General features: G+C 70.6%; 24 protein-coding genes and 1 pseudogene. 7 read left to right on the top strand and 18 right to left on the bottom strand.

Annotated features, from left to right (window positions below):
• Positions 1-18 precede the first annotated feature (18 nt).
• The 6 genes from lgt to H7I41_RS15720 form a co-directional block, all read right to left on the bottom strand.
• Entirely contained in the window at positions 19-1,998 is a 1,980-nt protein-coding gene (gene lgt / locus H7I41_RS15745; protein ID WP_264013538.1) for a prolipoprotein diacylglyceryl transferase, read from the bottom strand.
• Positions 1,995-2,783 carry a tryptophan synthase subunit alpha gene (gene trpA / locus H7I41_RS15740; RefSeq protein WP_264013537.1) on the bottom strand — a complete coding sequence of 263 codons (789 nt, stop codon included), beginning with the start codon at positions 2,781-2,783 and terminating at the stop codon, positions 1,995-1,997. Before trpA ends, lgt begins: the two co-directional genes overlap by 4 nt.
• Positions 2,780-4,042 carry a tryptophan synthase subunit beta gene (gene trpB / locus H7I41_RS15735; RefSeq protein WP_264013536.1) on the bottom strand — a complete coding sequence of 421 codons (1,263 nt, stop codon included), beginning with the start codon at positions 4,040-4,042 and terminating at the stop codon, positions 2,780-2,782. Before trpB ends, trpA begins: the two co-directional genes overlap by 4 nt.
• 3 nt (positions 4,043-4,045) lie before the next feature.
• Positions 4,046-4,864 carry an indole-3-glycerol phosphate synthase TrpC gene (trpC, locus tag H7I41_RS15730; RefSeq protein ID WP_264013535.1) on the bottom strand — a complete coding sequence of 273 codons (819 nt, stop codon included), beginning with the start codon at positions 4,862-4,864 and terminating at the stop codon, positions 4,046-4,048.
• Between the two features lie 83 nt (positions 4,865-4,947).
• Positions 4,948-5,559: a TIGR02234 family membrane protein gene (locus tag H7I41_RS15725; RefSeq protein ID WP_264013534.1), complete on the bottom strand. Its 612-nt coding sequence runs from the start codon at positions 5,557-5,559 to the stop codon at positions 4,948-4,950.
• Positions 5,556-7,091, bottom strand: coding sequence for an anthranilate synthase component I (locus H7I41_RS15720; RefSeq protein WP_264013533.1), 1,536 nt, complete (start codon positions 7,089-7,091; stop codon positions 5,556-5,558). The genes H7I41_RS15725 and H7I41_RS15720 overlap by 4 nt, the downstream gene beginning before the upstream one ends.
• Positions 7,092-7,152: 61 nt before the next feature.
• Here H7I41_RS15720 and H7I41_RS15715 point away from each other — a divergent pair, with 61 nt between their 5' ends.
• From H7I41_RS15715 to H7I41_RS15705, 3 genes are read left to right on the top strand one after another with little or no spacing between them, the layout of a single operon-like run.
• Entirely contained in the window at positions 7,153-7,617 is a 465-nt protein-coding gene (locus H7I41_RS15715; RefSeq protein WP_264013532.1) for a peroxiredoxin, read from the top strand.
• Between the two features lie 16 nt (positions 7,618-7,633).
• Complete coding sequence (locus tag H7I41_RS15710; protein WP_264013531.1) at positions 7,634-8,431, top strand: ABC transporter ATP-binding protein; 798 nt, start codon at positions 7,634-7,636, stop codon at positions 8,429-8,431.
• A 19-nt stretch (positions 8,432-8,450) separates the two neighbouring features.
• Positions 8,451-9,347, top strand: a complete 897-nt coding sequence (locus tag H7I41_RS15705) for an aminoglycoside phosphotransferase family protein (RefSeq protein WP_264013530.1) — start codon at positions 8,451-8,453, stop codon at positions 9,345-9,347.
• Positions 9,348-9,357: 10 nt separating this feature from the next.
• Here H7I41_RS15705 and hisI read toward each other — a convergent pair whose 3' ends face one another.
• Genes hisI through hisD form a run of 8 tightly spaced genes read right to left on the bottom strand, consistent with a single transcriptional unit; the run spans position 9,358 to position 15,851 of the window.
• Positions 9,358-9,714, bottom strand: a complete 357-nt coding sequence (gene hisI / locus H7I41_RS15700) for a phosphoribosyl-AMP cyclohydrolase (RefSeq protein WP_264013529.1) — start codon at positions 9,712-9,714, stop codon at positions 9,358-9,360.
• A 28-nt stretch (positions 9,715-9,742) separates the two neighbouring features.
• Positions 9,743-10,528 (bottom strand): imidazole glycerol phosphate synthase subunit HisF, encoded by a 786-nt coding sequence (hisF, locus tag H7I41_RS15695; RefSeq protein WP_264013528.1) that lies wholly within the window; start codon positions 10,526-10,528, stop codon positions 9,743-9,745.
• Positions 10,525-11,343, bottom strand: coding sequence for an inositol monophosphatase family protein (locus H7I41_RS15690; protein WP_264013527.1), 819 nt, complete (start codon positions 11,341-11,343; stop codon positions 10,525-10,527). Before H7I41_RS15690 ends, hisF begins: the two co-directional genes overlap by 4 nt.
• A gap of 6 nt (positions 11,344-11,349) precedes the next feature.
• Positions 11,350-12,096 carry a bifunctional 1-(5-phosphoribosyl)-5-((5-phosphoribosylamino)methylideneamino)imidazole-4-carboxamide isomerase/phosphoribosylanthranilate isomerase PriA gene (priA, locus tag H7I41_RS15685; protein WP_264013526.1) on the bottom strand — a complete coding sequence of 249 codons (747 nt, stop codon included), beginning with the start codon at positions 12,094-12,096 and terminating at the stop codon, positions 11,350-11,352.
• An 11-nt stretch (positions 12,097-12,107) separates the two neighbouring features.
• Positions 12,108-12,728: an imidazole glycerol phosphate synthase subunit HisH gene (hisH, locus tag H7I41_RS15680; protein WP_264013525.1), complete on the bottom strand. Its 621-nt coding sequence runs from the start codon at positions 12,726-12,728 to the stop codon at positions 12,108-12,110.
• Entirely contained in the window at positions 12,725-13,351 is a 627-nt protein-coding gene (hisB, locus tag H7I41_RS15675) for an imidazoleglycerol-phosphate dehydratase HisB (RefSeq protein ID WP_264013524.1), read from the bottom strand. Before hisB ends, hisH begins: the two co-directional genes overlap by 4 nt.
• Positions 13,348-14,481, bottom strand: a complete 1,134-nt coding sequence (locus H7I41_RS15670) for a histidinol-phosphate transaminase (protein WP_264013523.1) — start codon at positions 14,479-14,481, stop codon at positions 13,348-13,350. Before H7I41_RS15670 ends, hisB begins: the two co-directional genes overlap by 4 nt.
• The gene (gene hisD / locus H7I41_RS15665; RefSeq protein WP_372503754.1) at positions 14,478-15,851 is read right to left on the bottom strand and encodes a histidinol dehydrogenase; all 1,374 of its coding nucleotides are present in this window, start codon (positions 15,849-15,851) and stop codon (positions 14,478-14,480) included. The genes H7I41_RS15670 and hisD overlap by 4 nt, the downstream gene beginning before the upstream one ends.
• Positions 15,852-15,886: 35 nt before the next feature.
• Between hisD and H7I41_RS15660 the strand changes: the two genes are divergently transcribed.
• Both H7I41_RS15660 and H7I41_RS15655 read left to right on the top strand, forming a co-directional pair.
• The gene (locus H7I41_RS15660; protein ID WP_264013522.1) at positions 15,887-16,270 is read left to right on the top strand and encodes a nitroreductase family deazaflavin-dependent oxidoreductase; all 384 of its coding nucleotides are present in this window, start codon (positions 15,887-15,889) and stop codon (positions 16,268-16,270) included.
• Positions 16,271-16,282: 12 nt separating this feature from the next.
• Entirely contained in the window at positions 16,283-16,924 is a 642-nt protein-coding gene (locus H7I41_RS15655) for a LysE family transporter (protein ID WP_264013521.1), read from the top strand.
• On the opposite strand, the gene H7I41_RS15650 is transcribed toward H7I41_RS15655, so the two are convergent.
• Together H7I41_RS15650 and H7I41_RS15645 are read right to left on the bottom strand one after the other, a co-directional pair.
• Positions 16,889-17,428, bottom strand: a complete 540-nt coding sequence (locus H7I41_RS15650; protein WP_264013549.1) for a CGNR zinc finger domain-containing protein — start codon at positions 17,426-17,428, stop codon at positions 16,889-16,891. The two genes, H7I41_RS15655 and H7I41_RS15650, sit on opposite strands and share 36 nt — an antisense overlap.
• 44 nt (positions 17,429-17,472) lie before the next feature.
• Positions 17,473-18,369, bottom strand: coding sequence for an alpha/beta fold hydrolase (locus H7I41_RS15645; protein ID WP_264013520.1), 897 nt, complete (start codon positions 18,367-18,369; stop codon positions 17,473-17,475).
• 188 nt (positions 18,370-18,557) lie between these two features.
• On the opposite strand from H7I41_RS15645, the gene H7I41_RS15640 reads away from it, so the two are divergent.
• Positions 18,558-20,114 carry an alkaline phosphatase D family protein gene (locus tag H7I41_RS15640; RefSeq protein WP_264013548.1) on the top strand — a complete coding sequence of 519 codons (1,557 nt, stop codon included), beginning with the start codon at positions 18,558-18,560 and terminating at the stop codon, positions 20,112-20,114.
• Here H7I41_RS15640 and nadC read toward each other — a convergent pair.
• Together nadC and H7I41_RS15630 are read right to left on the bottom strand one after the other, a co-directional pair.
• On the bottom strand, positions 20,111-20,986 hold the full coding sequence (gene nadC / locus H7I41_RS15635; protein ID WP_264013519.1) for a carboxylating nicotinate-nucleotide diphosphorylase: 876 nt from the start codon (positions 20,984-20,986) through the stop codon (positions 20,111-20,113). The genes H7I41_RS15640 and nadC overlap by 4 nt on opposite strands.
• Positions 20,977-21,270, bottom strand: a complete 294-nt coding sequence (locus H7I41_RS15630; protein WP_372503753.1) for a hypothetical protein — start codon at positions 21,268-21,270, stop codon at positions 20,977-20,979. Before H7I41_RS15630 ends, nadC begins: the two co-directional genes overlap by 10 nt.
• A gap of 75 nt (positions 21,271-21,345) precedes the next feature.
• Between H7I41_RS15630 and H7I41_RS30330 the strand changes: the two are divergent.
• Positions 21,346-21,427, top strand: a pseudogene (locus H7I41_RS30330) (FAD-binding protein); the annotation flags it as partial.

The following is a 21,427-nucleotide window of genomic DNA, read 5'->3' as shown; positions in this document are numbered from 1 at the left end:
GCGGTTGTGGATAACCGATCAGCGGTTGCGTCGCCACCAGCGGCGCCGCGGCGTCGAAGGCGGCGGAGCGACCTGGATCTCGTACTTCGCCGCCTCTGCCTCATCGACACCGGCGACTGCACTGTCGTGGGCTTCCTCTGCCGCGGCCTCGGCCTCTACGGCGTCCTCGCCCTCGACTGACCCCACCCCGCCCACGTCGGCGCTCTCGGAGTCCGCCGCCGAAGTATCAGTGGCGGGCTCTTCGTCGGCATCGGTGGAAAGGTCATCGGCTTCGACAGCGGGCTTGTCCCCGACCGGTTGGGCGTCGTCGTCGACGGGCTCTGCGACCTCGGTGGCCGCTTCGTCCTCGATGTCCGCTTCGTCGCCGATGCCGGCCTGCTCATCGCCGGCAAGATCAACGACTTCTGCACCCGCCGTGGCGTTCTCCCCCACCGGCTGCTCTTCGTCGGCCTCGACAGCATCGGCGTCGGCCAACTCCGCCTCATCGGCGGCAGCGTCGGCTTCGGCTACCTCGGCCTCAACCGCCTCAGCCTCNNCGACACCCTCGACCGCCGCCTCATGCACCTCTGCAGCAGCCGCCTCAGCCTCGACCGCATCCTCACCCTCGACCGAACCCACACCACCGACGTCCTCGGCGGATTCGGCCGGCTGCGATTCCGTAGCGGCCTCGGTCTCAGCCTCGGAGTCGGACTCGATGCTCGCAAGCGCCGCCTCGTGGGCTTCCTCGGCGGCCTTCTCGGCCTCGACCGGATCGTCACCCTCGACCGCACCGAGACCCGTCTCGTCAGCTTCTTCACCCGCAACGGCGAACTCGTCGGCTTCGGCGATCTCCTCAGCCGGCGCCTCCTCGACATCGGCGGTCAACGCCTCCGCCTCGAGCACCGCCTCCGCCTCGCCGGTCTCACCGTCGGCTTCGTCACCGGCCGCCGCGAATTCGTCGGCCTCGGCGATCTCCTCAGCCGGCGCCTCCTCGACGTCCACCGCCAACGCGTCCGCCTCCAGCGCCGCCTCCGACGGCGAATCACGGCCTTCGGCACCGTCCGACTCGTCCTCGCGGCCCGCGACTTTCGCCGCGGCCACCACGGCGCCCGCGGCCGCGGACGTCCCGGCGACCACCTTGACGAGCTCTTCGACGTCGGCTTCCTCGTCGTCCGTCTTCCCTCGCAGCGTCGCCGGATCCTCCCGACCGCGTGGCGCGGCCATGATGTAGATGACCGCCCCGATGAACACGAATCCCGACGTGAACGAGTTGACCCGGATTCCGGCGAATTCCGTGGCGAAGTCGCTGCGCAGCAGCTCGATCCAGAAGCGGCCGAGGCAGTATCCGGCGACGTACAACGCGAACAGCCGACCGTGACCGATCTTGAACCGGCGGTCGATCACGATGAGCAACGTGAAGATCAGCAGGTTCCACAGCAGCTCGTACAGGAAGGTCGGGTGGACGATCTGCACCAGCGTGCCGTTGGAAACGCCGTTGAGATCGTCGGGCACGCGCTGGTAGATCTCCAGCCCCCACGGCAGCGTGGTCTGCCTGCCGAACAACTCCTGGTTGAAGTAGTTGCCGAGCCGGCCGATCGCCTGCGCGAGGATGATCCCCGGGGCGACCGCATCACCGAACGCGGGCAACGGGATGCCTCGCAGTCGGCACGCGATCCACGCACCGACACCACCGAACGCCACAGCGCCCCAGATGCCGAGACCGCCCTCCCAGATGCGCAGGGCTCCAACGAGTCCCACGCCGTACTCACCGAAGTACTTCTCCCAGTCGGTGATCACGTGGTACAGCCGCCCGCCGATCAGCCCGAACGGAACCGCCCACAGCGCGATGTCGTAGATGACGCCGGCCTCACCACCCCGGTTCTGCCACCGCCGGTCGCCGATGATCAGCGCGGCGACGATGCCGACGATGATGCAGAACGCGTACGCGCGGATGGGAAGCGGGCCGAGATACCACACGCCCTGGGCGGGGCTGGGAATGTAGGCCAACGTCGATGTCACGCGGTGATCCTCTGCCTTACCCCGTCCGCAAGTTCCTCGGTCAGTGCCCGCATCGCGGGGATGCCGTCGGTGAGCGCCGACACCAGAGCCGACCCGACGATGACGCCGTCGGCGTACGCACCGATCTCGGCGGCCTGCTCCCGTGACCGCACGCCCAGACCCACGCCGACGGGAATGTCGGTGACCGCCTTGACCCGCGCGACCAGTTCCGGCGCGAGATTGGACACCGCGTCGCGCGCACCCGTCACGCCCATGGTCGACGCCGCATAGACGAATCCTCGCGACGCCTCCACCGTCTTCGCCAACCGCTCCTGCGTCGACGACGGCGCGACCAGGAAGATGCGGTCGAGGTCGTGCGACTCCGAGGCCGACACCCACTCGTCGGCCTCGTCGGGGATGAGGTCGGGCGTGATCAGCCCGAGCCCACCGGCCGACGCGAGATCGCGGGCGAAGGCGTCGACGCCCAACCGCAGCACCGGATTCCAATAAGTCATCACCACGGCGCGGCCACCGGCATTGCTGATCGCCTCGACCGCCGCCAGCGCGTCACGGACCCGCACCCCGCCCTGCAGCGCGACCTCGGTCGCCGCGGCGATGGTCGGTCCGTCCATTCCGGGATCCGAGTACGGCACGCCGACCTCGATGAGGTCACAGCCCGCCTCGACGAGCGCCGTCATCGCCTCGATCGAACCCTGCACGTCCGGGTAACCCGTGGGCAGATAACCGATCAACGCCGCTCGGCTCTCCGCGCGGCACTGGCCGAACAGCGCATCCAACCGGCTCATGGCGCCGCCTTGTCGAGCAGTCCGAACCACTTCGCCGCCGTCTCGACGTCCTTGTCACCGCGGCCGGACAGATTGACCAGGATCACCGCTCCCGCACCGAGTTCGGCGCCCAGCTTCAGCGCACCGGCGATCGCGTGCGCGGACTCGATCGCCGGGATGATGCCCTCGGTCCGGCACAGCAGCGAAAACGCGTCCATCGCTTCGGTGTCGGTGATCGGCCGGTACTCGGCACGGCCGAGGTCTTTCAGGTAGGCGTGCTCGGGCCCCACACCCGGATAGTCCAGGCCGGCCGAGATGGAATGCGACTCGATGGTCTGCCCGTCGTCGTCCTGCAGCAGGTACGAGAACGACCCCTGGAACGCGCCCGGCGAACCGCCCGTGAAAGTCGCTGCGTGTCTTCCGGTTTCGACGCCGTCACCGGCGGCCTCGTATCCGACGAGCCGGACACCGGGGTCGTCGATGAAGGCATGGAAGATCCCGATCGCGTTAGAACCGCCACCGACGCAGGCGGCGACGGCATCGGGCAACCGCCCGGCCTGGTCCTGGATCTGCACCCGCGCCTCGAGTCCGATGACCCGCTGGAAGTCACGCACCATCGTCGGGAACGGATGGGGGCCCGCGGCCGTGCCGAAGCAGTAGTAGGTGTCGTCGGCGTTGGTGACCCAGTCGCGGAACGCCTCGTTGATGGCGTCCTTCAACGTCTTCGAGCCCGCCTCGACCGAGACCACCTCGGCGCCGAGCAGTCGCATCCTGGCCACGTTCAGCGCCTGCCGGGCGGTGTCGACCGCGCCCATGTAGATCACGCAGTCCAGGCCCAGCAGCGCGCAGGCGGTGGCGGTCGCCACGCCGTGCTGGCCGGCGCCCGTCTCGGCGATGACCCGGTTCTTGCCCATCTGCCGGGCCAGCAGCGCCTGCCCCAGCACATTGTTGATCTTGTGAGATCCCGTGTGGTTGAGGTCTTCCCGCTTCAGGAAGATGCGCGCTCCGCCGGCGTGCGTACTGAGGGCCTCAGCCTCGTACAGCGGTGACGGCCGCCCGCTGTAGTGGCGCTGCAGCCGGTCGAGCTCGTCGAGGAACGTCTGGTCGCCGCGGGCCTTCTCGTAGGCGGCGGTGACCTCCTCGATGACCGCCATCAACGCTTCGGGGACGAAACGTCCTCCGTAGGCGCCGAAATGGCCGCGGGCGTCGGGTTCGTGGCCGCTGGGTTCTGCCACGGCCGCGCTGGAACGCGGCAGCTCCGGGCCGGCGAGGTCCGCCACGGGCTAGCGTGCGGGTTTCGGGCAGGACGGATGCGTGCCTGCGGTCACCAGATCGGCGACGGCACTACGCGGGTCACCACTGGTGACCAGGCCCTCGCCGACGAGCACCGCATCGGCGCCCGCGCCTGCGTAGGCCAGCAGGTCAGCGGTGCCGCGCACCCCGGACTCGGCGATCCGGATGACGTTCGAGGGCAAGCCGGGCGCGATGCGCGCGAAGCAGTCCCGGTCGACCGTCAGCGTCTTGAGGTCGCGGGCGTTGACGCCGATCACCGTGGCGCCGGCCTGCAACGCGCGGCTGGCCTCCTCCTCGGTGTGCACCTCGACCAGTGCCGTCATGCCCAGCGACTCGGTGCGCTCCAGCAGCGACTCCAGCGCAGGCTGCTCGAGCGCGGCGACGATCAGCAGCAGCATGTCGGCGCCGTGCGCCCTGGCTTCGTGGATCTGGTACGGCCGGACGATGAAGTCCTTGCGCAGGACCGGGATCGACACCGCGGCCCGCACGGCGTCGAGGTCGTCGAGCGATCCGTGGAACCGGCGCTCCTCGGTCAGCACACTGATGACGCGTGCGCCGCCCGACTCGTAGGCGCGGGCCAGTTCGGCCGGATCGGCGATCGAGGCGAGCTCCCCACGGGACGGGCTGGCCCGCTTGACCTCGGCGATCACGCCGATGCCGGGTTCGCGCAACGCCGCCATCACGTCGAGCGGGGCCGGCGCACGAGCGGCCCGCTCCTTGATCTCCGCGAGGCTGACGAGGGCTTCCCGTGCGGCGACGTCGGCGCGGACTCCTTCGATGATGGAGTCGAGCACGGTGGCCGAACTCATAGCCCCTCGGTTCCCTTCCGGTACGCCGCCCCCAGCGACGGACGATCTCCACCGAAGGGTAGTCGGCACCCCATGATCCGCTGTCACCGACCCTGGTTGTCGGGACCGGTCGGGTCGCGGCCCTCGTCGAGTGCGTCCCAGATCATCCGTTCCGACATCCCGTCGGGCCCCGAGGCGCTCTCGCCGCCCTCCTGACGGGCTACCGCTTCGCGCCGCGCGGCCGGAGCCGCGTACTTGCCCGGCATCGCGCGTGCCCTGGCGGCCGACCGCATCAGCAACACCGCGCCGACCAGCGCACACGCCGCCGCCACCACCGCGATCGCGGCGCCGGTGTGGAACCTCTGGGCACCGGTCAGGTCGGCCACCGGCACCTCCGCCAGGTCGGCGGCGCGCGGACCCACATCGCGCACCACCCACAGGGTGATCGCCAGGTAGGCCATGCCGGCGCTGGCCAGTGCCACCAGCACCGCGAGCAGGCGCAGCGGCCAGCCTCGCACCGCCAGTGCGGCGACGGCGGCGGCCAGCACCAGCAGCGCCAGCGGGATCAGCGCTGTCGACCAGGTCGCCCCGGTCAGCGCGGTCGTCCGGGGGTGGGTCAGCCCGTCGAACGAGCTGACCTGCACCCACGTCATCCGCGATGCCACCCACAGCGCCCCCGCGGCGAGCACCAGGAGCAACTGCGCGACCCGGATCACGGCGCGGACGATTCGGCTTCGGGTGCGGTCAAGGTCTCCGCGGCGGCGATCGCATTGAGCACCGCGCGGGCCTTGTTCGCCGCCTCGGTGTACTCGTAGGGGCCGTTGGAATCGGCCACGACTCCCCCGCCGGCCTGCACGTAGGCGGTGCCGCTGCGGATCAGCGCCGTGCGGATGGCGATCGCGAAGTCGGCGTTGCCCGCGAAGTCGAGGTAGCCGAGCACGCCGCCGTACAGCCCGCGCCGGGTCTTCTCGACCTCCTCGATCAACTCCATCGCCCGGACCTTCGGTGCGCCGGAGAGCGTCCCCGCGGGGAAGCAGGCCGTCACCGCGTCCAGGGCGGTCCGGCCGTCGGCGAGCCGGCCCTTGACCGTCGAGACCAGGTGCATGACATGGCTGTACCGCTCGATGTGGCTGTAGTCCTCGACCCGGACGGTGCCTGGTTCGCACACCCGGCCCAGGTCGTTGCGGCCCAGGTCGACCAGCATCAGGTGCTCGGCACGTTCCTTCTCGTCGGCGAGCAGTTCCTTCTCCAGCAGCAGGTCGTCCTCTTCGGTGTCGCCGCGCCACCGGGTCCCGGCGATCGGGTGGGTGGTCACCTTGCGGTCCTTGACGGTGACCAGCGCCTCGGGGCTGGATCCGACGATCGAGAAGTCGAGGCCGCCCGCGTCGTCGGGGACGTTGAGCAGGTACATGTACGGGCTGGGGTTGCTCACCCGCAGCATCCGGTACACGTCGAGTGGGTCGGCGTCGGTGTCCATCTCGAAGCGCTGCGACGGCACCACCTGGAACGCCTCACCGGCCTCGATGTCGCCGACCAGCCGCTCGACGATGGCCGTGTACTCCTCGACCGTCCGCTGCGCGCGGTGGTTCGGGGTGGGCCGGGTGAACGTCGCCACCGTCGAGTGCAGCGGCTGGCCCAGCGCCTCGGTCATCACGTCGAGTCGCGCGACCGCGTCGTCGTAGGCCCAGTCCACCCGCTCGTCGGTGCCGTTCCAGTTGACCGCGTTGGCGATCAGCGTGATCGTGCCCTCGTGGTGGTCCACCGCGGCGACGTCGGTGGCCAGCAGCAGCAGCATGTCGGGCAGGCCCAGGTCGTCGACCGCCAATTCCGGCAGCCGCTCCAGCCGGCGCACCATGTCGTAGGCGAAGAAGCCGACCAGCCCGGACGACAGCGGCGGCAGTCCGGGCAGCGCGGCAGTCTCCAACAGCGTCAACGTGTCTCGCAGCGCCTGCAGCGGATCGCCACCGCGCGGCGCGTCCCGCGGCGTGACGCCGAGCCAGACCGCCTCGCCGTCGCGGACCGTCAACGCCGACGGCGCCCCCGCACCGATGAACGACCAGCGCGACCACGAGCGGCCGTTCTCGGCCGATTCCAGCAGGAAGGTCCCCGGCCGGTTCGCGGCGAGTTTGCGGTACGCCGACAGCGGTGTCTCACTGTCGGCCAGGACCTTGCGCGTCACCGGCACCACGCGGTGTTCGGCGGCCAGCGCGCGGAAGTCCGCCCGTGAGGTCGTGACTGTCGTCTGCACGGGTCGATTCTCCCAGACCGGTCGGATCGCACCGACAGTCAGTGCGCGTAGCGTGAGCGCCATGAAACGTGGTGACCAGGTCACAGAGTTCGAACTGCCCGACCAGACCGGCACGGTGCGCAGCCTCACGAGTCTGCTCGCCGACGGTCCGGTCGTGCTGTTCTTCTACCCCGCCGCGATGACACCGGGCTGCACCAAGGAGGCCTGCCACTTCCGCGACCTCGGCGCCGAATTCGCCGCACTGGGCGCGTCGCGGGTCGGGATCAGCACCGACGCGGTGACGAAGCAGGCCAAGTTCGCCGACACCCAGCGCTTCGACTACCCGCTGCTTTCGGACGCCGACGGCGCCGTGGCCAGCGCGTTCGGCGTCAAGCGCGGCCTGCTGGGCAAGTTCATGCCCGTCAAGCGCACCACCTTCGTGATCGACACCGACCGCACCGTGCTCGAGGTGATCTCCAGCGAGATCAACATGGACACCCACGCCGATAAGGCGCTGGAGGTGTTGCGCCAACGGCAGTCCGCGTGACGGGCGGCCCGCAGGCATGACTCCCGTCCTCGAACTCGCCGACGTCACGTTCCGCCGCGACGGCAAGCAGATCATCGACGGCATCTCGCTGACCGTGCACGCGGGTGAGCACTGGGCGCTGCTGGGGCCCAACGGCGCGGGCAAGAGCACACTACTCAACTTCTGCGCCGCGGAGACGTTCCCGAGCTCCGGCACGGTGCACGTGCTCGGCGAGCAGATGGGGCGCACTGAGCTGGCCCGGCTGCGCCGGTCCATCGGTCACGTCAATCCCCGCCACCGCCTTCAGTACCCGTTGACCGTTCGCGACGTCGTCCTGACCGGCATCACCGCCACCATCGACACACCGAACCACTGGACGCCATCGCCCGGCGAGCAGCGCCGCGCCGACGCCCTGCTCGAGACCGTGGGCCTCACCCGGCTGGCGGACCACGTCTGGCCGACGCTGTCGCAGGGCGAGCGGGGCCGCACTCTCATTGCCCGAGCGCTGATCTCGGACCCCCGGCTGCTGCTGCTCGACGAACCGACCACCGGCCTGGACGTCGCAGCGCGCGAACAACTGCTCGAGACCATCGACTCGCTCGGCGACGCGCACCCCGAGGTGGCGTCGATCCTGGTGACCCACCACCTCGAGGAACTGCCCACCACGACCACCCACGCGCTGCTGATCGCCGACGGCCGCACCGTCGCCTCCGGCCCGGCGCGCGACGTCGTCACCACCGACAACGTCACCGCGGCGTTCGACCACCCGGTGCGGGTGACCTACGACGACGGGCGGTGGACCGCCCGCGCCAAGGCGAGCCGCATCGACGTCTGATCACGAGGCGACCGCAGAGATGCATCCGGACCAGCTGACGATCCCGGTCGAGACGGTCCGCGCCCTGGTGGCCGAGCAGTTCCCGCGGTGGCGGCATCTGCGCATCGAACCGGTCGAATCGGGTGGCACCGTCAACGCGCTGTTCCGCCTCGGTGACCGACTCGCCGCCAGGCTGCCCCTCGAGCACGGCGACGTCGCCGCGATAAGACAACGCGTGGAGGCCGAGTCGCTCGCCGCCCGAGAGCTGTCAGGAGTCACCAGGTTCCGCACACCGGAGCCCGTCGCGATAGGCGGTCCCGGCGCGGGATATCCGCTTCCGTGGTCGGTACAGACATGGGTGCCCGGGGCGGTGGCCGCCGGGGACGACACCGCCGCGATGACGGCCCTGGCTGCAGACCTCGCCGAGTTCGTCGACGGCGTGCGGACCATGGACACCAGGGGACGCGCGTTCGACGGCCAGGGCCGGGGAGGCGACCTCACGACCCACGACGAATGGATGGCACAGTGCTTCGAACGCAGCGAAGCGCTCCTGGACACGTCGCGACTTCGCCCACTGTGGAACCACTTTCGAGAGTTGCCACGCCACGACGGCGACGTGATGACGCACGGCGACCTGATTCCCGGCAACATCCTCGTCGACGGCGGACGGCTGGCCGGGGTCATCGACGTCGGTGGACTCGGGCCTGCGGACCCGGCGCTCGACCTGGTGAGCGCCTGGCACCTGTTCGACCGTGCCGCCCGCGAAGTGTTCCGCGCCGACCTGAGATGTGACGACCTGCAGTGGGAACGCGGCAGAGCATGGGCGTTCGAGCAGGCGATGGGCCTGGTCTGGTACTACCGCGACAGCAACCCAGCGATGAGCGCGACCGGGCGCCTGACGCTCGAACGCATCCTGGCCGACGAAGCAACCGCCTGACCGGCCGGCGCTACTTCTGGTCGGCGGGCCCCAGCAGCAGATCGGCGTCGAAGCACGTGTGGGTACCGGTGTGGCAGGCCGCGCCGACCTGGTCGACCTCCAGCAGCACCGTGTCGCCGTCGCAGTCCAACCGCACCGAGTGCACGTACTGGGTGTGGCCGGACGTCTCGCCCTTCACCCACTGCTGTTGCCGGGACCGCGAAAAGTAGGTCCCCCGGCGGGTTTCCAGCGTGCGCGCCAGGGCCGCGTCGTCCATCCACGCCACCATCAGCACCTCGCCGGTGCCGCGCTGCTGCGCGACGGCGGTGAACAGGCCGTCGGCGTTGCGTTTCAGCCTCGCCGCGATGACCGGATCGAGTTCAGTCATCGCTGTCCTCGGCTCTTCGCGCAAGCGCTCATCGCACCGTGATCCCTTCCGCCGCCATCGCCGCCTTCACCTGGCCGATGGTCAGCTCGCCGAAGTGGAAGACGCTGGCCGCGAGGACGGCATCGGCGCCCGCCTCGACCGCAGGCGCGAAGTGCCCCAACGCACCCGCGCCGCCGCTGGCGATCACGGGCACCGTCACCGCGCCGCGGACCGCACGCAGCATCGGCAGGTCGAATCCCGCCTTGGTGCCGTCGAAGTCCATCGAGTTCAGCAGGATCTCGCCGACCCCGAGTTCAGCACCGCGGGCGGCCCATTCGACCGCGTCGATCCCGGTGCCCCGCCGGCCGCCGTGGGTGGTGACCTCCCAGCCCGACGGCGTCGGCTCCTCGCCGTCCGGCACTGTGCGCGCGTCCACCGACAGCACGATGCACTGTGAGCCGAACTGACGGGCCAGTTCCGCCAGCAGTTCCGGGCGGGCGATCGCGGCGGTGTTCACCGAAACCTTGTCCGCGCCTGCGCGCAGCAGCGAGTCCACATCGGCCACCGATCGCACACCACCGCCCACGGTCAGCGGGATGAACACCTGTTCGGCGGTGCGCCGCACCACCTCCAGCATCGTGGTGCGGCCCGACGACGACGCCGTCACGTCGAGGAAGGTCAGCTCGTCGGCGCCCTCGGCGTCGTAGACGGCCGCCAGCTCGACGGGATCGCCTGCGTCGCGCAGGTTTTCGAAGTTCACACCCTTGACCACGCGGCCCGCGTCGACATCGAGGCACGGGATGATCCGCACCGCGAGCCCCGCGCCGGCCGTCACCGGTACTCCTGCGGGTCGCCTGCGGACGTCACGATGTCGAGGATCTCACCGTGCACCCCGGGCAGCCCGGCGAGCGCCGAGCGCGAGCGCGGCGTCCACGGCGCCCCCTCGAGGTCGGTGACGACGCCACCGGCCGCGCGAACCAGCGCCACCCCCGCGGCGTGATCCCATACGTGGTGACCGAAACTGATGGACCCGCCGAGGATTCCCGCGGCGGTGTAGGCGAGGTCGACTCCGGTGGCGCCGTGCATGCGCATCCGGGAGCAGTGCCGGCTCAGGCCCTCCAGCACCGTGATGCGGTAGCGGCCCGGGAAGCGGCCTTTGGAGTCGACGTTGAACGTGCCGGTTCCCACCACGGAGTCGCCGAGCGCGGCGGCCTCCAGCGGCTTCTGCGCCACGCCGTTGGCGTACAACGGTTCACCGACCACAGCGGTGTACCGCTGCGAGGTGAACGGCAGCCAGGTCAGCCCGGCGACCGGCTCGCCGTCGCGCAGCAGGCCGAGCAGGATCGCCGACGTCGGCAGGCCCGCGGCGTAATTGAAGGTGCCGTCGATCGGGTCGAGCACCCACACCAGCGGAGAGTCGATGTCCGCGCCGCCGTACTCCTCGCCGTGCACCCCGATCCCGGTGGCGGCCTCCAGCTTTTCGACCACCTGCCGTTCGATGGCCAGGTCGACCTCGGTGGCGAAGTCGTTGCCCTTCTTCTGCACCGCCGAATCCGCGCCGTGGCCCTGCACGAACGGCACGGCTGCCTCGTCGAGGATGGCCGCAGCCTCTCTGACCAGACCTTGCAGGTCGGCCTCGCCGAGTGCCATCGAGTGTTACTCGCCCACCGCTGCCAGCGCCTGCGGCAACGTGAAGCGCCCCGCGTACAGCGCCTTGCCGACGATCGCGCCCTCGACACCGCGGCCGGTGAGGGTGGCGATCGCACGCAGGTCGTCGAGGCTCGACACGCCGCCGGAGGCGATCACGGGCGCGTCGGTGCGGTCGGCCACGGCGCCGAGCAGGTCGAGGTTGGGACCGGTGAGCGTGCCGTCCTTGGTGACGTCGGTGACCACATAGCGCGAGCAGCCCTCCCGGTCCAGCCGGTCGAGCACCTCCCACAGGTCACCGCCGTCGGTCTCCCAGCCGCGCCCGCGCAGCCGCTGCCTGCCGTCCTCGATGAGCACGTCCAGTCCGACGGCCACCTTGTCGCCGTGCTCGGCGATCGCCTGCGCGCACCACTGCGGGTTCTCCAGGGCCGCGGTGCCGATGTTGACCCGGGCGCACCCGGTGGCCAGCGCCGCACGCAGCGACTCGTCGTCGCGGATGCCGCCGGACAGTTCCACCGCGACGTCGAGGCGGCCCACCACGTCGGCGAGCAGTTCCCGGTTGGAGCCACGGCCGAACGCGGCGTCGAGGTCGACGAGGTGGATCCAGTCGGCGCCGTCACGCTGCCAGCCCATGGCGGCGTCGAGCGCCGAGCCGTACTCGGTTTCGCTGCCCGCCTTGCCCTGTACCAGGCGCACGGCGCGGCCCTCGACCACGTCGACGGCGGGCAGCAGGATCAGCGGGGTGTCGTCAGGCACGGTCGGCAACCTTAGCTCAGCCCGCGGACCCAGTTGTCCAGCAGCGTCGCCCCGGCGTCACCGCTTTTCTCCGGGTGGAACTGGGTCGCCGCCAGGGCCCCGTCCTCGACGGCGGCCAGGAACGGGACGTGGTGGGTGGCCCACGTCAGCTTCGCGGCCGGGTCGCCTTCCCACTGCTGAGCGGCGTAGGAGTGCACGAAATAGAACCGGGTGTTGGGGTCCAGCCCCGCGAACAGCGTGGTGCCAGCAGGCGAGTCCACCGTGTTCCAGCCCATGTGGGGCGTCACCGGGGCGTCGAGGCGGACCACCGAACCCGGCCACTGCCCGCATCCGGCGCTCTCCACCCCGAACTCGACACCGCGGGTGAACAGGATCTGCATGCCCACGCACACTCCGAGCACCGGCCGGCCCGCCGTCACGCGCTCGGCGATGATCTTCTCGCCGCCGATTTCGCGCAGCCCGACCATGCACGCCTCGTACGCACCGACGCCCGGCACCACGAGGCCGTCCGCGTTCAGGGCGGCGTCGGCGTCGGCGGTGACCTCCACGTCCGCGCCTGTGCGTTCCAGCGCGCGCTGGGCGGAGCGCAGATTGCCCGAGCCGTAGTCGAGCACGACGACTCTGGCTGTCACAGCGTGCCTTTCGTGGACGGGACGCCGGTCACCCTGGCGTCGTACTCCACGGCCTGGCGCAGCGCCCTGGCCACCGCCTTGTACTGGGCCTCGGTGATGTGGTGCGGGTCGCGGCCGTAGAGCGTGCGGACGTGCAGCGCGATGCGCGCGTTGAACGCCAGCGACTCGAACACGTGCCGGTTGATGACGGTGTGGTACGGCGCGCTGGAGCCGGCGATCGTGAACTCGACCATGAACTCCGGCTCCCCGGTGTGCACGAAGTACGGCCGCCCCGACACGTCCACCGCTGCGTGGGCGAGGGTCTCGTCCATCGGGATGAACGCGTCGCCGAACCGGCGGATGCCCTTCTTGTCCCCCAGCGCCTGGCCGAGGGCCTGGCCGAGCACGATCGCGGTGTCCTCCACCGTGTGGTGCGCCTCGATGTCGACGTCGCCGGTGGCGTGCACGGTGAGGTCGAAACTGGCGTGGCTGCCCAGCGCGGTCAGCATGTGGTCGAAGAACGGTACGCCGGTGGCGATGTCGACGATGCCGGTGCCGTCGAGGTCGAGTTCGACGACGATGTCGGACTCCTTGGTCTTGCGTTCGACCCGGGCGCGGCGGGTGCCGGCGAGGATGTCGGTCATGATGCTCCTAGGGGCTGGACCAGCTCGGCGGCGGCGAGTTCTGCGCTGGCCGCCAGCAGCGCGTCGTTCTCCTCGGCGAGACCAGTGGTGGCCCGCAGATAACCCGGAATGCCCACGTCGCGCACCAGGATGCCTTCGGCGAGGTAGCGCTGCCAGCTGGCGGGTGCGTCGGCGAACTCACCGAACAGCACGAAGTTCGCGTCGCTGGGGATGACACGGAATCCCATGCCGGACAATGCGGCCGACACCCGTTCGCGCTCGCTGATCAGCGTGGCCACGCTGGCCAGCGTGTCGTCGGCGTGCCGCAGGGCCGCCCGCGCGGCGGCCTGGGTGACCGACGACAGGTGATAGGGCAGCCGCACCAGCAGCATCGCGTCGATCACGGCGGGCGCGGCGATCAGGTAGCCGAGCCGTCCCCCGGCGAACGCGAAGGCCTTGCTCATCGTCCGGGTGACGACCAACCGGTCCGGGTACTCCTCGACCAGTCGCACCGCGCTGGGCTGTGCGGAGAACTCGCCGTATGCCTCGTCGAGGATCAGGATCCCGGCAGGCATCGCGTCGAGGAGCCTGCGCAGGTCGTCGAGCGGAACGCTCTGGCCCGACGGGTTGTTCGGGCTCGCCACGAACACGATGTCGGGCCTGCGCTCGGTGACCGCGGCCACCGCGACGTCCACGTCGAGGCCGAAGTCGTCGGCGCGGACGGCCGCAAACCACTCGGTCTGGGTGCCGTCGGCGATGATGGGGTGCATCGAATAGGACGGCACGAATCCGATGGCGGAGCGGCCGGGGCCGCCGAACGCCTGCAGGAGCTGCTGCAGGATCTCATTGGAACCGTTTGCCGCCCAGAGGTTCTCGACACTGACCGGACAACCGGTCCGCAGCCCGACGTAGTCGGCGAGGTCGGTGCGCAGCGCGACGGCGTCGCGGTCCGGATAGCGGTGCAGGTCCGCCGCGGCGGCGGCCACCGACCGGGTGACGTCGTCGACCAGCGCCCGGCTCGGCGGGTGCGGGTTCTCGTTGGTGTTCAGCCGCACCGGCACCGCGAGTTGCGGTGCGCCGTAGGGCGACTTGCCCCGCAGGTCGTCGCGCAGCGGCAGGTCGGCCAGGCCGACGCGTTCTCCGACGGTCATCTCTCGAACCTCCGCCGCACCGCTTCGCCGTGGCCGGGCAGGTCCTCGGCATTGGCCAGGGTGATGACGTATCCCGAGACATCCTTGAGCGCGGCCTCGGTGTAGTCGACGACGTGGATGCCGCGCAGGAACGTCTGCACCGACAGGCCACTGGAGTGTCGCGCGCACCCCGCCGTGGGCAGCACGTGATTGGAGCCCGCGCAGTAGTCGCCGAGGCTGACCGGCGAATAGGGTCCGACGAAGATCGCCCCCGCCGACCGGATCCGCAGCGCCACCGCAGGGGCGTCGACGGTCTGGATCTCGAGATGCTCTGCGGCGTAGGCGTTCACGGTGCGCACACCCGCGTCGAGGTCGTCGACCAGCACGATGGCCGACTGCCTGCCCGCCAGCGCCGTCGCGACCCGCTGCCGGTGCACGGTGGTTCGGAGTTGCTCGGCCAGTTCGCGTTCGGTCGCGTCGGCGAGGGCGACGCTGTCGGTGACCAGCACGCTGGCGGCCATCTCGTCGTGTTCGGCCTGACTGATCAGGTCGGCGGCGACGTGCACGGGATCGGCGGTGTGGTCGGCCAGGATCGCGATCTCGGTGGGTCCGGCCTCGGCGTCGATGCCGACCTGGGAACGGCAGATGCGCTTGGCGGCGGTGACGTAGATGTTGCCCGGCCCGGTGATCATGTCCACCGCGGCGAGTTCGGAGCCGTCGGTATCGGCGCCGCCGTAGGCCAGCAGCGCGACGGCCTGGGCGCCGCCCACCGCCCACACCTCGTCGACGCCGAGCAGTGCGGCGGCGGCGAGGATCGTCGGGTGCGGCAGCCCGCCGAACGCGGCCTGCGGCGGAGAGGCGATGACGAGGGAATCCACCCCGGCGATCTGGGCGGGCACCACGTTCATCACCACGCTGGACGGGTAGACCGCGTTGCCGCCGGGCACGTACAGCCCGACCCGCTCGACGGGAACCCAGCGCTCGGTGACCGTGGCTCCGGGTCCGAGCGTGGTGGTGGTGTCGGTGCGGCGCTGGTCGGCGTGCACCGCACGGGTCCGTTCGATCGCGACCTCGAGGGCGACCCGCACGTCGGCGGGCAGTGCGTCCAGTGCGGCGCCCAGTTCGGCGACCGGCACTCGCACGGCCGCGGGACGGACGCCGTCGAACGTCTCCCCGTACTCCAGGGCGGCCTCGGCGCCGCGCTCGGCCACCGCGTCGACGATCGGCCGGACCCTGGGCACGACGGACTCCACGTCGACGCCGCCGCGTGGCAGCGCGGCCCGCAGCTGCGCCGCCGTCATGGTGCGGCCGCGCAGATCGGTTCGGGCGATCACCGTTGCCGCGCTGGTGGCGACCTCGGAGCCGGTCGGCGATACATTCACATGGACCATTGTCCCAGAGCTGCACAAATCGATATGGAGGCGTCGTGGCCGACCTGCCCAGGATGTTCCCCGAGTGGCTGGACCGCATCCAGATCAAGTACATGAACCCGGTGATCAGGCCGCTCGCCGGCCGGCTGCCGGGCATCGCGAAGCTGACGCACCGCGGCCGGCGAAGTGGCCGCACCTACCAGACCCCGGTCACGGCCTACCGCAGCGGCGGCGAGGTGGCGATCGTGCTCGGCCACGGCGAAACCGACTGGGTGCGCAATGTGCTCGCCGCCGGTGAGGCCGACCTCCAGCTGTTCCGCAACCGGGTGCACCTCGCCAATCCCCGTGTCGTGCCGCCCGGTTCGACCGTCGCGGCGCTGCCCGGTTTCGCCCGGCGTCAGGCCAAGAATCTCGCGGTGTTCGTGGCGGACGTCACCTGACAGACTGCTGACATGGCTTTCCAGGTGTGGTTGACGTTCCTGGGCGCGGCGGTCCTGATCAGCGTGTCCCCGGGTGCGGGCGCCGTGCAGTGCATGGCGACCGGCCTCACCCACGGCGTGCGGCGCGGGTACTGGTCGATCGCCGGCCTCGAGGTCGGGCTGATGCTGCAGTTGGCGCTGGTGGCGATCGGACTGGGCGCGGCGGTGGCCAATTCGATCCTGGCGTTCCACATCATCAAGTGGATCGGCGTGGCCTACCTGCTGTATCTCGCGGTGCACCAGTGGCGAGCCGCGGCCGTCGACCTGCGCGCTCAGGTGGGAAGGACCGTCGACGGCGGCCGCATCGCCCTGCTGGTGCGCGGTTTCCTGGTCAACGCCACAAACCCCAAGGGCCTGGTGTTCTTCCTTGCGGTGCTGCCGCAGTTCGTGGTCCCGACCGCGCCGCTGCTGCCGCAGTACCTGGCGATCGGGGCGACGATGGTCGCGGTCGACCTCGTGGTCATGGGGCTCTACACCGGGCTGGCGGCCCGGCTGATCCGCTGGCTGCACACCCCGCGGCAGCAGACGATCCTCAACCGGTCTCTGTCCGGGTTGTTCGCCGCCGCCGCGGTGGTGCTGTCACTGGTCCGCCGCGGCGGGCCCGCGACCGCCTGACCCATCCGGGTGTGCTGACCGGAACCGTGCCGCCTTGGCCTGATTTCCGCAGGTCTGCATGCTGCACCAGCGGCGGCGCCGGCCACGGGAGCTGTCGACGAAGACCCAGCCGCAGCGGTCGCAGGTCCGCACCGGCCTGGCGTTGGGGCGCAGCACCAGCGCGACCGCGCGCAGCGCGAGAACGGTGAGCGCGCCGGCCGCGGTGCCTGCCGCCGCGGAACCGTCGGGGTGCACCGCGACGTCGCCGCCCATCCCCCGGTGCGCGGCCGCCAGCAGGCCGGCCAGTGCATCCGACGGGAGCCGACGGCCGTCGCGCTGCGCGTCGAACACCGCCCAGCACAGTGCGCGCAGCTCACGCGCCTCCCGCAGCGTGATCTCGGGGACCTGCGCGCCCGACGGCAGCAGCGCCGCGTGGGCGAACCAGCCGGCGAGGTCGTCGGCACTGTCCAGCAGGTCGGGGCCCGGCTCCGGCGTCCGCCGGTAGACGGTGTTCGCGAAGTCCAGTACGACGTCACCGGCGACGAAGTGGCCGTCGGTCCAGGTGGTGCTCAGGTCCTGGCCCCCGCCCGGTCCAGCACGTCCCCGACGAAGGTGACCAGCAGCTCGGCGACCTCGGCGGCGTGGGTCTCGAGCAGCTGGTGGCCGCCGTCGTAGAGATGGGCGTCGAGCGTGGCCATGTCGCGGTGGTACGCCAGCACCTCGGCGATGTCGAAGAACGGGTCGTGCCTGCCCCAGAGCACCAGGCACGGCGGCTGATGCTGACGGTGATAGGCCGCGATGTCGGGGAACCGGGCGACGTGGTTGCGGTAGTCGTAGAAGAGCTGGAACTGGACGTCGACGTTCCCGGGCCGGGAGATCCGTTCCCAGTCGAGATGCCACGACTCGCGCGGATGGAGGTCCTGCAGCTCCTCGGGCAGGCCGCCGATGTACTGGTCACGGGTGCCGTCGAAGTTCAGCCAGTCCGGCAGCGCCGCCCGGTTCTCCGGCGTCGGATCCGCCCAGAACCGGCGGGGCGCGTCCCACGCCTCGTGCAGCCCGGACTCGTGGGTGTTGCCGTTCTGCAGGACGAGGCCGAGCACCCGTTCCGGGTGCCGCATCGCCATCAGATATCCGACGGGCGTGCTGTAGTCCGTCACGTAGAGCACGTAGCGCTGCACGCCGAGGTCGTCGAGCAGCGACTCGATGACCCGGGACAGGTGCTCGAAGGTGTACTCGAACTCCTCGAGCGGCGGCGCATCGGAGAAGCCGAACCCCGGCAGGTCGGCGGCGATCGCGTAGGCGTGCTCCCCGAGAACGGGCAGCACGTCGCGGAACGAGTACGACGACGTCGGGAAGCCGTGCAGCAGGAGCACGGCCGTCGATGACGGCGTACCGGACTCGCGGTAGTGCACCCGCAGTCCGTCGACGTGGCGGTAGAGGTGCCTGGTCTTGATGGTGCGTTTCACGGGTGGACTCCTTTCACCGAGAGCGCTCCTCCTAGAGTAACCGTTAATCGAGTCTTAGACAGTTACCTGCCCGATGCGGATGCCGGCTCGTGCCGTCGATGCTCATCCGCGGTTCATCTCACGGACACTCCCGCGCATCGCGGTGTGGCCACTCTCGTCGAGTGACGAATCGCCTTCCCCGCCGATCGATGCTGCGCGCAGCACTACTCGTGCCCGCGGGCGCCGCTCTCGCCGGCGGCGCCCTCACCTCGTGTGGGTCCGCCGCGACATCCGCACCCGGTCTGGCGCGGGCACGACCCCGGCTGACACACGGGGTGGCATCCGGGGATCCACGGCCCGACGGGGCGCTGCTCTGGGCGCGGTCGGACACCCCCGCGACCATGATCGTGGAGACCGCGTCCAGCGAGGAGTTCACGAATCCCGTCCTGGTGCGCGGCCCGCTGCTGACACCCGACAGCGACGGGACTGGACGCATCCGCCTCACCGGGTTGGAACCGGGTCAGCAGGTGCACTATCGCGTGACCCTCGAAGGCGACGACGGGGCGCGCGGCGAACCACTCACCGGAGTCTTCACCACCGCCCCGGCCGCCCCAGCCGACATCCGGTTCCTCTGGTCGGGCGACGTCGCCGGCCAGGGCTGGGGCATCAACGCCGACACCGGCGGCATGACGGTCTGGAGGGTGATGGCCGACCGCCGGCCCGACTTCTTCATCCACTCGGGTGACGCGATCTACGCCGACAACCCCATCACCGCCACCCAGAAGCAGAACAACGGGAAGATCTACCGCAACGTCACCGCACCCGCGAAGGACCAGGTGGCCCAGACCCTCGACCAGTTCCGCGGCAATTACCAGTACAACCTGACCGACGCGAACTACCGGTACTTCAACGCCGCTGTGCCGCAACTCGTCCAGTGGGACGACCACGAGGTCATCAACAACTGGTACCCGGGCGAGGATCTCAGGAGTCAGTCACGCAAGGGCTACGCCCGGCCCGATCTCGACGCGCTGGCCGGTTTCGGTCATCAGGCGTGGCGGGAGTGGCAACCGATCGACGTCAGCGAGTCGGTCGACGGGCGGGTCCACCGCCGGATCGCCTACGGTCCTCTGCTCGACGTCTTCATGCTGGACATGCGCAGCTACAAGAACCCCAATCCGGACGCCTGGGCCACCGGCGGTGGCGCCGGAGTGCTCGGCGCCGCGCAGTCGCAGTGGTTGATCGACTCCCTTCGCGCCTCGAAAGCCACGTGGAAGGTGGTCGCCAACGACCTGCCGTTGGGGATCGTCGTCCCCGACGCCGCGTCCGATCCGCCGAGCGGGCCGAAGTCGATCGAGGGCGTGGCTCAGGGTGATCCGGGCCGGCCGCTCGGGCGGGAGGCCGAGATCGCCCGGATCCTTACCGCGACAAGGGACGTCCCCAACGTCGTCTACCTGACCGCCGACGTGCACTGCACAGCGGCGATCTCCTACCACCCCGACCGGGCGGCGCTCACAGACTTCAGCCCGTTCTACGAGTTCGTCTCCGGGCCGCTCAACGCGGGCGCGTTCCCGGCCAGCCCGCTCGACGGAACCTTCGGCGCGGCATACGAGTTCGTTCACGCACCGACCGAGGAGAACACCTCGCCCGCAGAGGGTTTCCAGCATTTCGGCGAGGTGACGATAGACAAGGATTCGCGCGCCCTCACCGTCAACCTCTGTGACAGCACCGGCGCTGTGCTGTGGTCGAAGGTGCTCCCGGCGGCCTAGACGTCCAGACCGATGTCGAGCACCCGCACAGAGTGGGTGAGGGCGCCGACCGCCAGGTAGTCCACCCCGGTGCGGGCGTAATCGGCCGCCGTGTCGAGGGTGAGTCCGCCCGACGACTCGAGCCTGGTGGCGGGCGCGGCGTTGTTGCGGCGTTGCACGGCGATCTGGGTCTGCCAGACCGGGAAGTTGTCGAGCAGCACCAGTCCGTCGGCTCCCAGGCCCTCCGCCAGCACCTCGTCGAGCTGTTCCAGGGAGTCCACCTCGACCTCGCACGGCAGGTCGGGGGCCGCGGCACGGACCTTGCGCAGCGCCGCCACCACCGAGCCTGCCGCCGCGACGTGGTTGTCCTTGATGAGCGCGGCGTCGCCGAGGCCCATCCGGTGGTTCTCCCCGCCGCCGACCCGCACCGCGTACTTCTGCAGCGCCCGCAGTCCCGGCAGCGTCTTGCGGGTGTCGCGGATCCGGGCGTCGGTGCCGGCCACCGCGTCCACCCATGCGGCGGTGGCGGTCGCGATCCCGGAGAGGTGGCAGACCAGGTTCAGCATGGTGCGTTCGGCGGTCAGCAGGCCCCGGGTGGGCCCCTCGACGGTGAGCAGCGCGTCTCCGGCCCCGAGCCGGGCACCGTCGTCCACGCGATGGGTGATCCGGTAGGCGTCGCGGCCGATCACCTCGTCGAGGACGAGCACCGCGAGGTCGAGTCCGGCGGCCACGCCGGGTTCACGGGTGACCATCGCCGCCGTGGTGGTGGCGTGGTCGGCGACCGTGGCCCGCGTCGTGATGTCCGGGCCGTATCGCAGGTCCTCGTCGAGCGCCCGGGTGACCGTGTCGCGGGCCTCCCGCAGTTCCGCCTCGCTCAGCGTCGTCAGCAGCATGCCGCGATCTCCTCCTGTGCGTGCACGCGGCCGTCGGCGTCGCGGGTGATGCCGATGCTCACGGCCTGGTGCGGATCCGTGTCCGGATGGTCCCCGCGGTGGTGGCAGCCCCTCGACTCGGTGCGGTGCGCAGCGGCCGCCGCCACGGCCCGCGCCGTCAGGGTGAGTGCCGCGTCCTCGGCGTCGGCGCGCCCACGGATCCGGCGCAGCGGCGCGTCGTCGAGCGTGTCGAGCAGGTGCCGCAGGCCCGCTCCGTCGCGCACCACCGAGGCGTTCGCGCTCATCGCTGCCTGCAGTTCGGCGCGAGGCGCCGCGGGCACCGGGGCCGGATCGACGACCTCAGCGCGCGGGGCACCGCAGGCCGCACCTCGCTGCCCGGCCTGTTCGCGGCGGGCGAGGTGGCCCGCACCGGCATGCACGGCGCGAACCGGTTGGCATCCA

The sequence above is a fragment of the [Mycobacterium] manitobense genome, assembly GCF_025821665.1.
Lineage (GTDB): Bacteria > Actinomycetota > Actinomycetes > Mycobacteriales > Mycobacteriaceae > Mycobacterium > Mycobacterium arseniciresistens.
The sequence above is the reverse complement of the archived record's forward strand: the minus strand, read 5'-3'. Positions and strand labels throughout refer to the sequence as shown.

What these genes read in the sequence shown, in the direction of transcription:
- trpA (WP_264013537.1), bottom strand. Translation starts at nt 2,783, where the DNA reads ATGAGCCGGTTGGATGCGCTGTTCGGCCAGTGCCGCGCGGAGAGCCGA.
- trpC (WP_264013535.1), bottom strand. Translation starts at nt 4,864, where the DNA reads ATGAGTTCGGCCACCGTGCTCGACTCCATCATCGAAGGAGTCCGCGCC.
- H7I41_RS15715 (WP_264013532.1), top strand. Translation starts at nt 7,153, where the DNA reads ATGAAACGTGGTGACCAGGTCACAGAGTTCGAACTGCCCGACCAGACC.
- H7I41_RS15710 (WP_264013531.1), top strand. Translation starts at nt 7,634, where the DNA reads ATGACTCCCGTCCTCGAACTCGCCGACGTCACGTTCCGCCGCGACGGC.
- H7I41_RS15705 (WP_264013530.1), top strand. Translation starts at nt 8,451, where the DNA reads ATGCATCCGGACCAGCTGACGATCCCGGTCGAGACGGTCCGCGCCCTG.
- hisI (WP_264013529.1), bottom strand. Translation starts at nt 9,714, where the DNA reads ATGACTGAACTCGATCCGGTCATCGCGGCGAGGCTGAAACGCAACGCC.
- H7I41_RS15690 (WP_264013527.1), bottom strand. Translation starts at nt 11,343, where the DNA reads ATGGCACTCGGCGAGGCCGACCTGCAAGGTCTGGTCAGAGAGGCTGCG.
- hisB (WP_264013524.1), bottom strand. Translation starts at nt 13,351, where the DNA reads ATGACCGACATCCTCGCCGGCACCCGCCGCGCCCGGGTCGAACGCAAG.
- H7I41_RS15670 (WP_264013523.1), bottom strand. Translation starts at nt 14,481, where the DNA reads ATGACCGTCGGAGAACGCGTCGGCCTGGCCGACCTGCCGCTGCGCGAC.
- hisD (WP_372503754.1), bottom strand. Translation starts at nt 15,851, where the DNA reads ATGGTCCATGTGAATGTATCGCCGACCGGCTCCGAGGTCGCCACCAGC.
- H7I41_RS15655 (WP_264013521.1), top strand. Translation starts at nt 16,283, where the DNA reads ATGGCTTTCCAGGTGTGGTTGACGTTCCTGGGCGCGGCGGTCCTGATC.
- H7I41_RS15640 (WP_264013548.1), top strand. Translation starts at nt 18,558, where the DNA reads ATGCTGCGCGCAGCACTACTCGTGCCCGCGGGCGCCGCTCTCGCCGGC.
- nadC (WP_264013519.1), bottom strand. Translation starts at nt 20,986, where the DNA reads ATGCTGCTGACGACGCTGAGCGAGGCGGAACTGCGGGAGGCCCGCGAC.
- H7I41_RS15630 (WP_372503753.1), bottom strand. Translation starts at nt 21,270, where the DNA reads ATGAGCGCGAACGCCTCGGTGGTGCGCGACGGAGCGGGCCTGCGGCAC.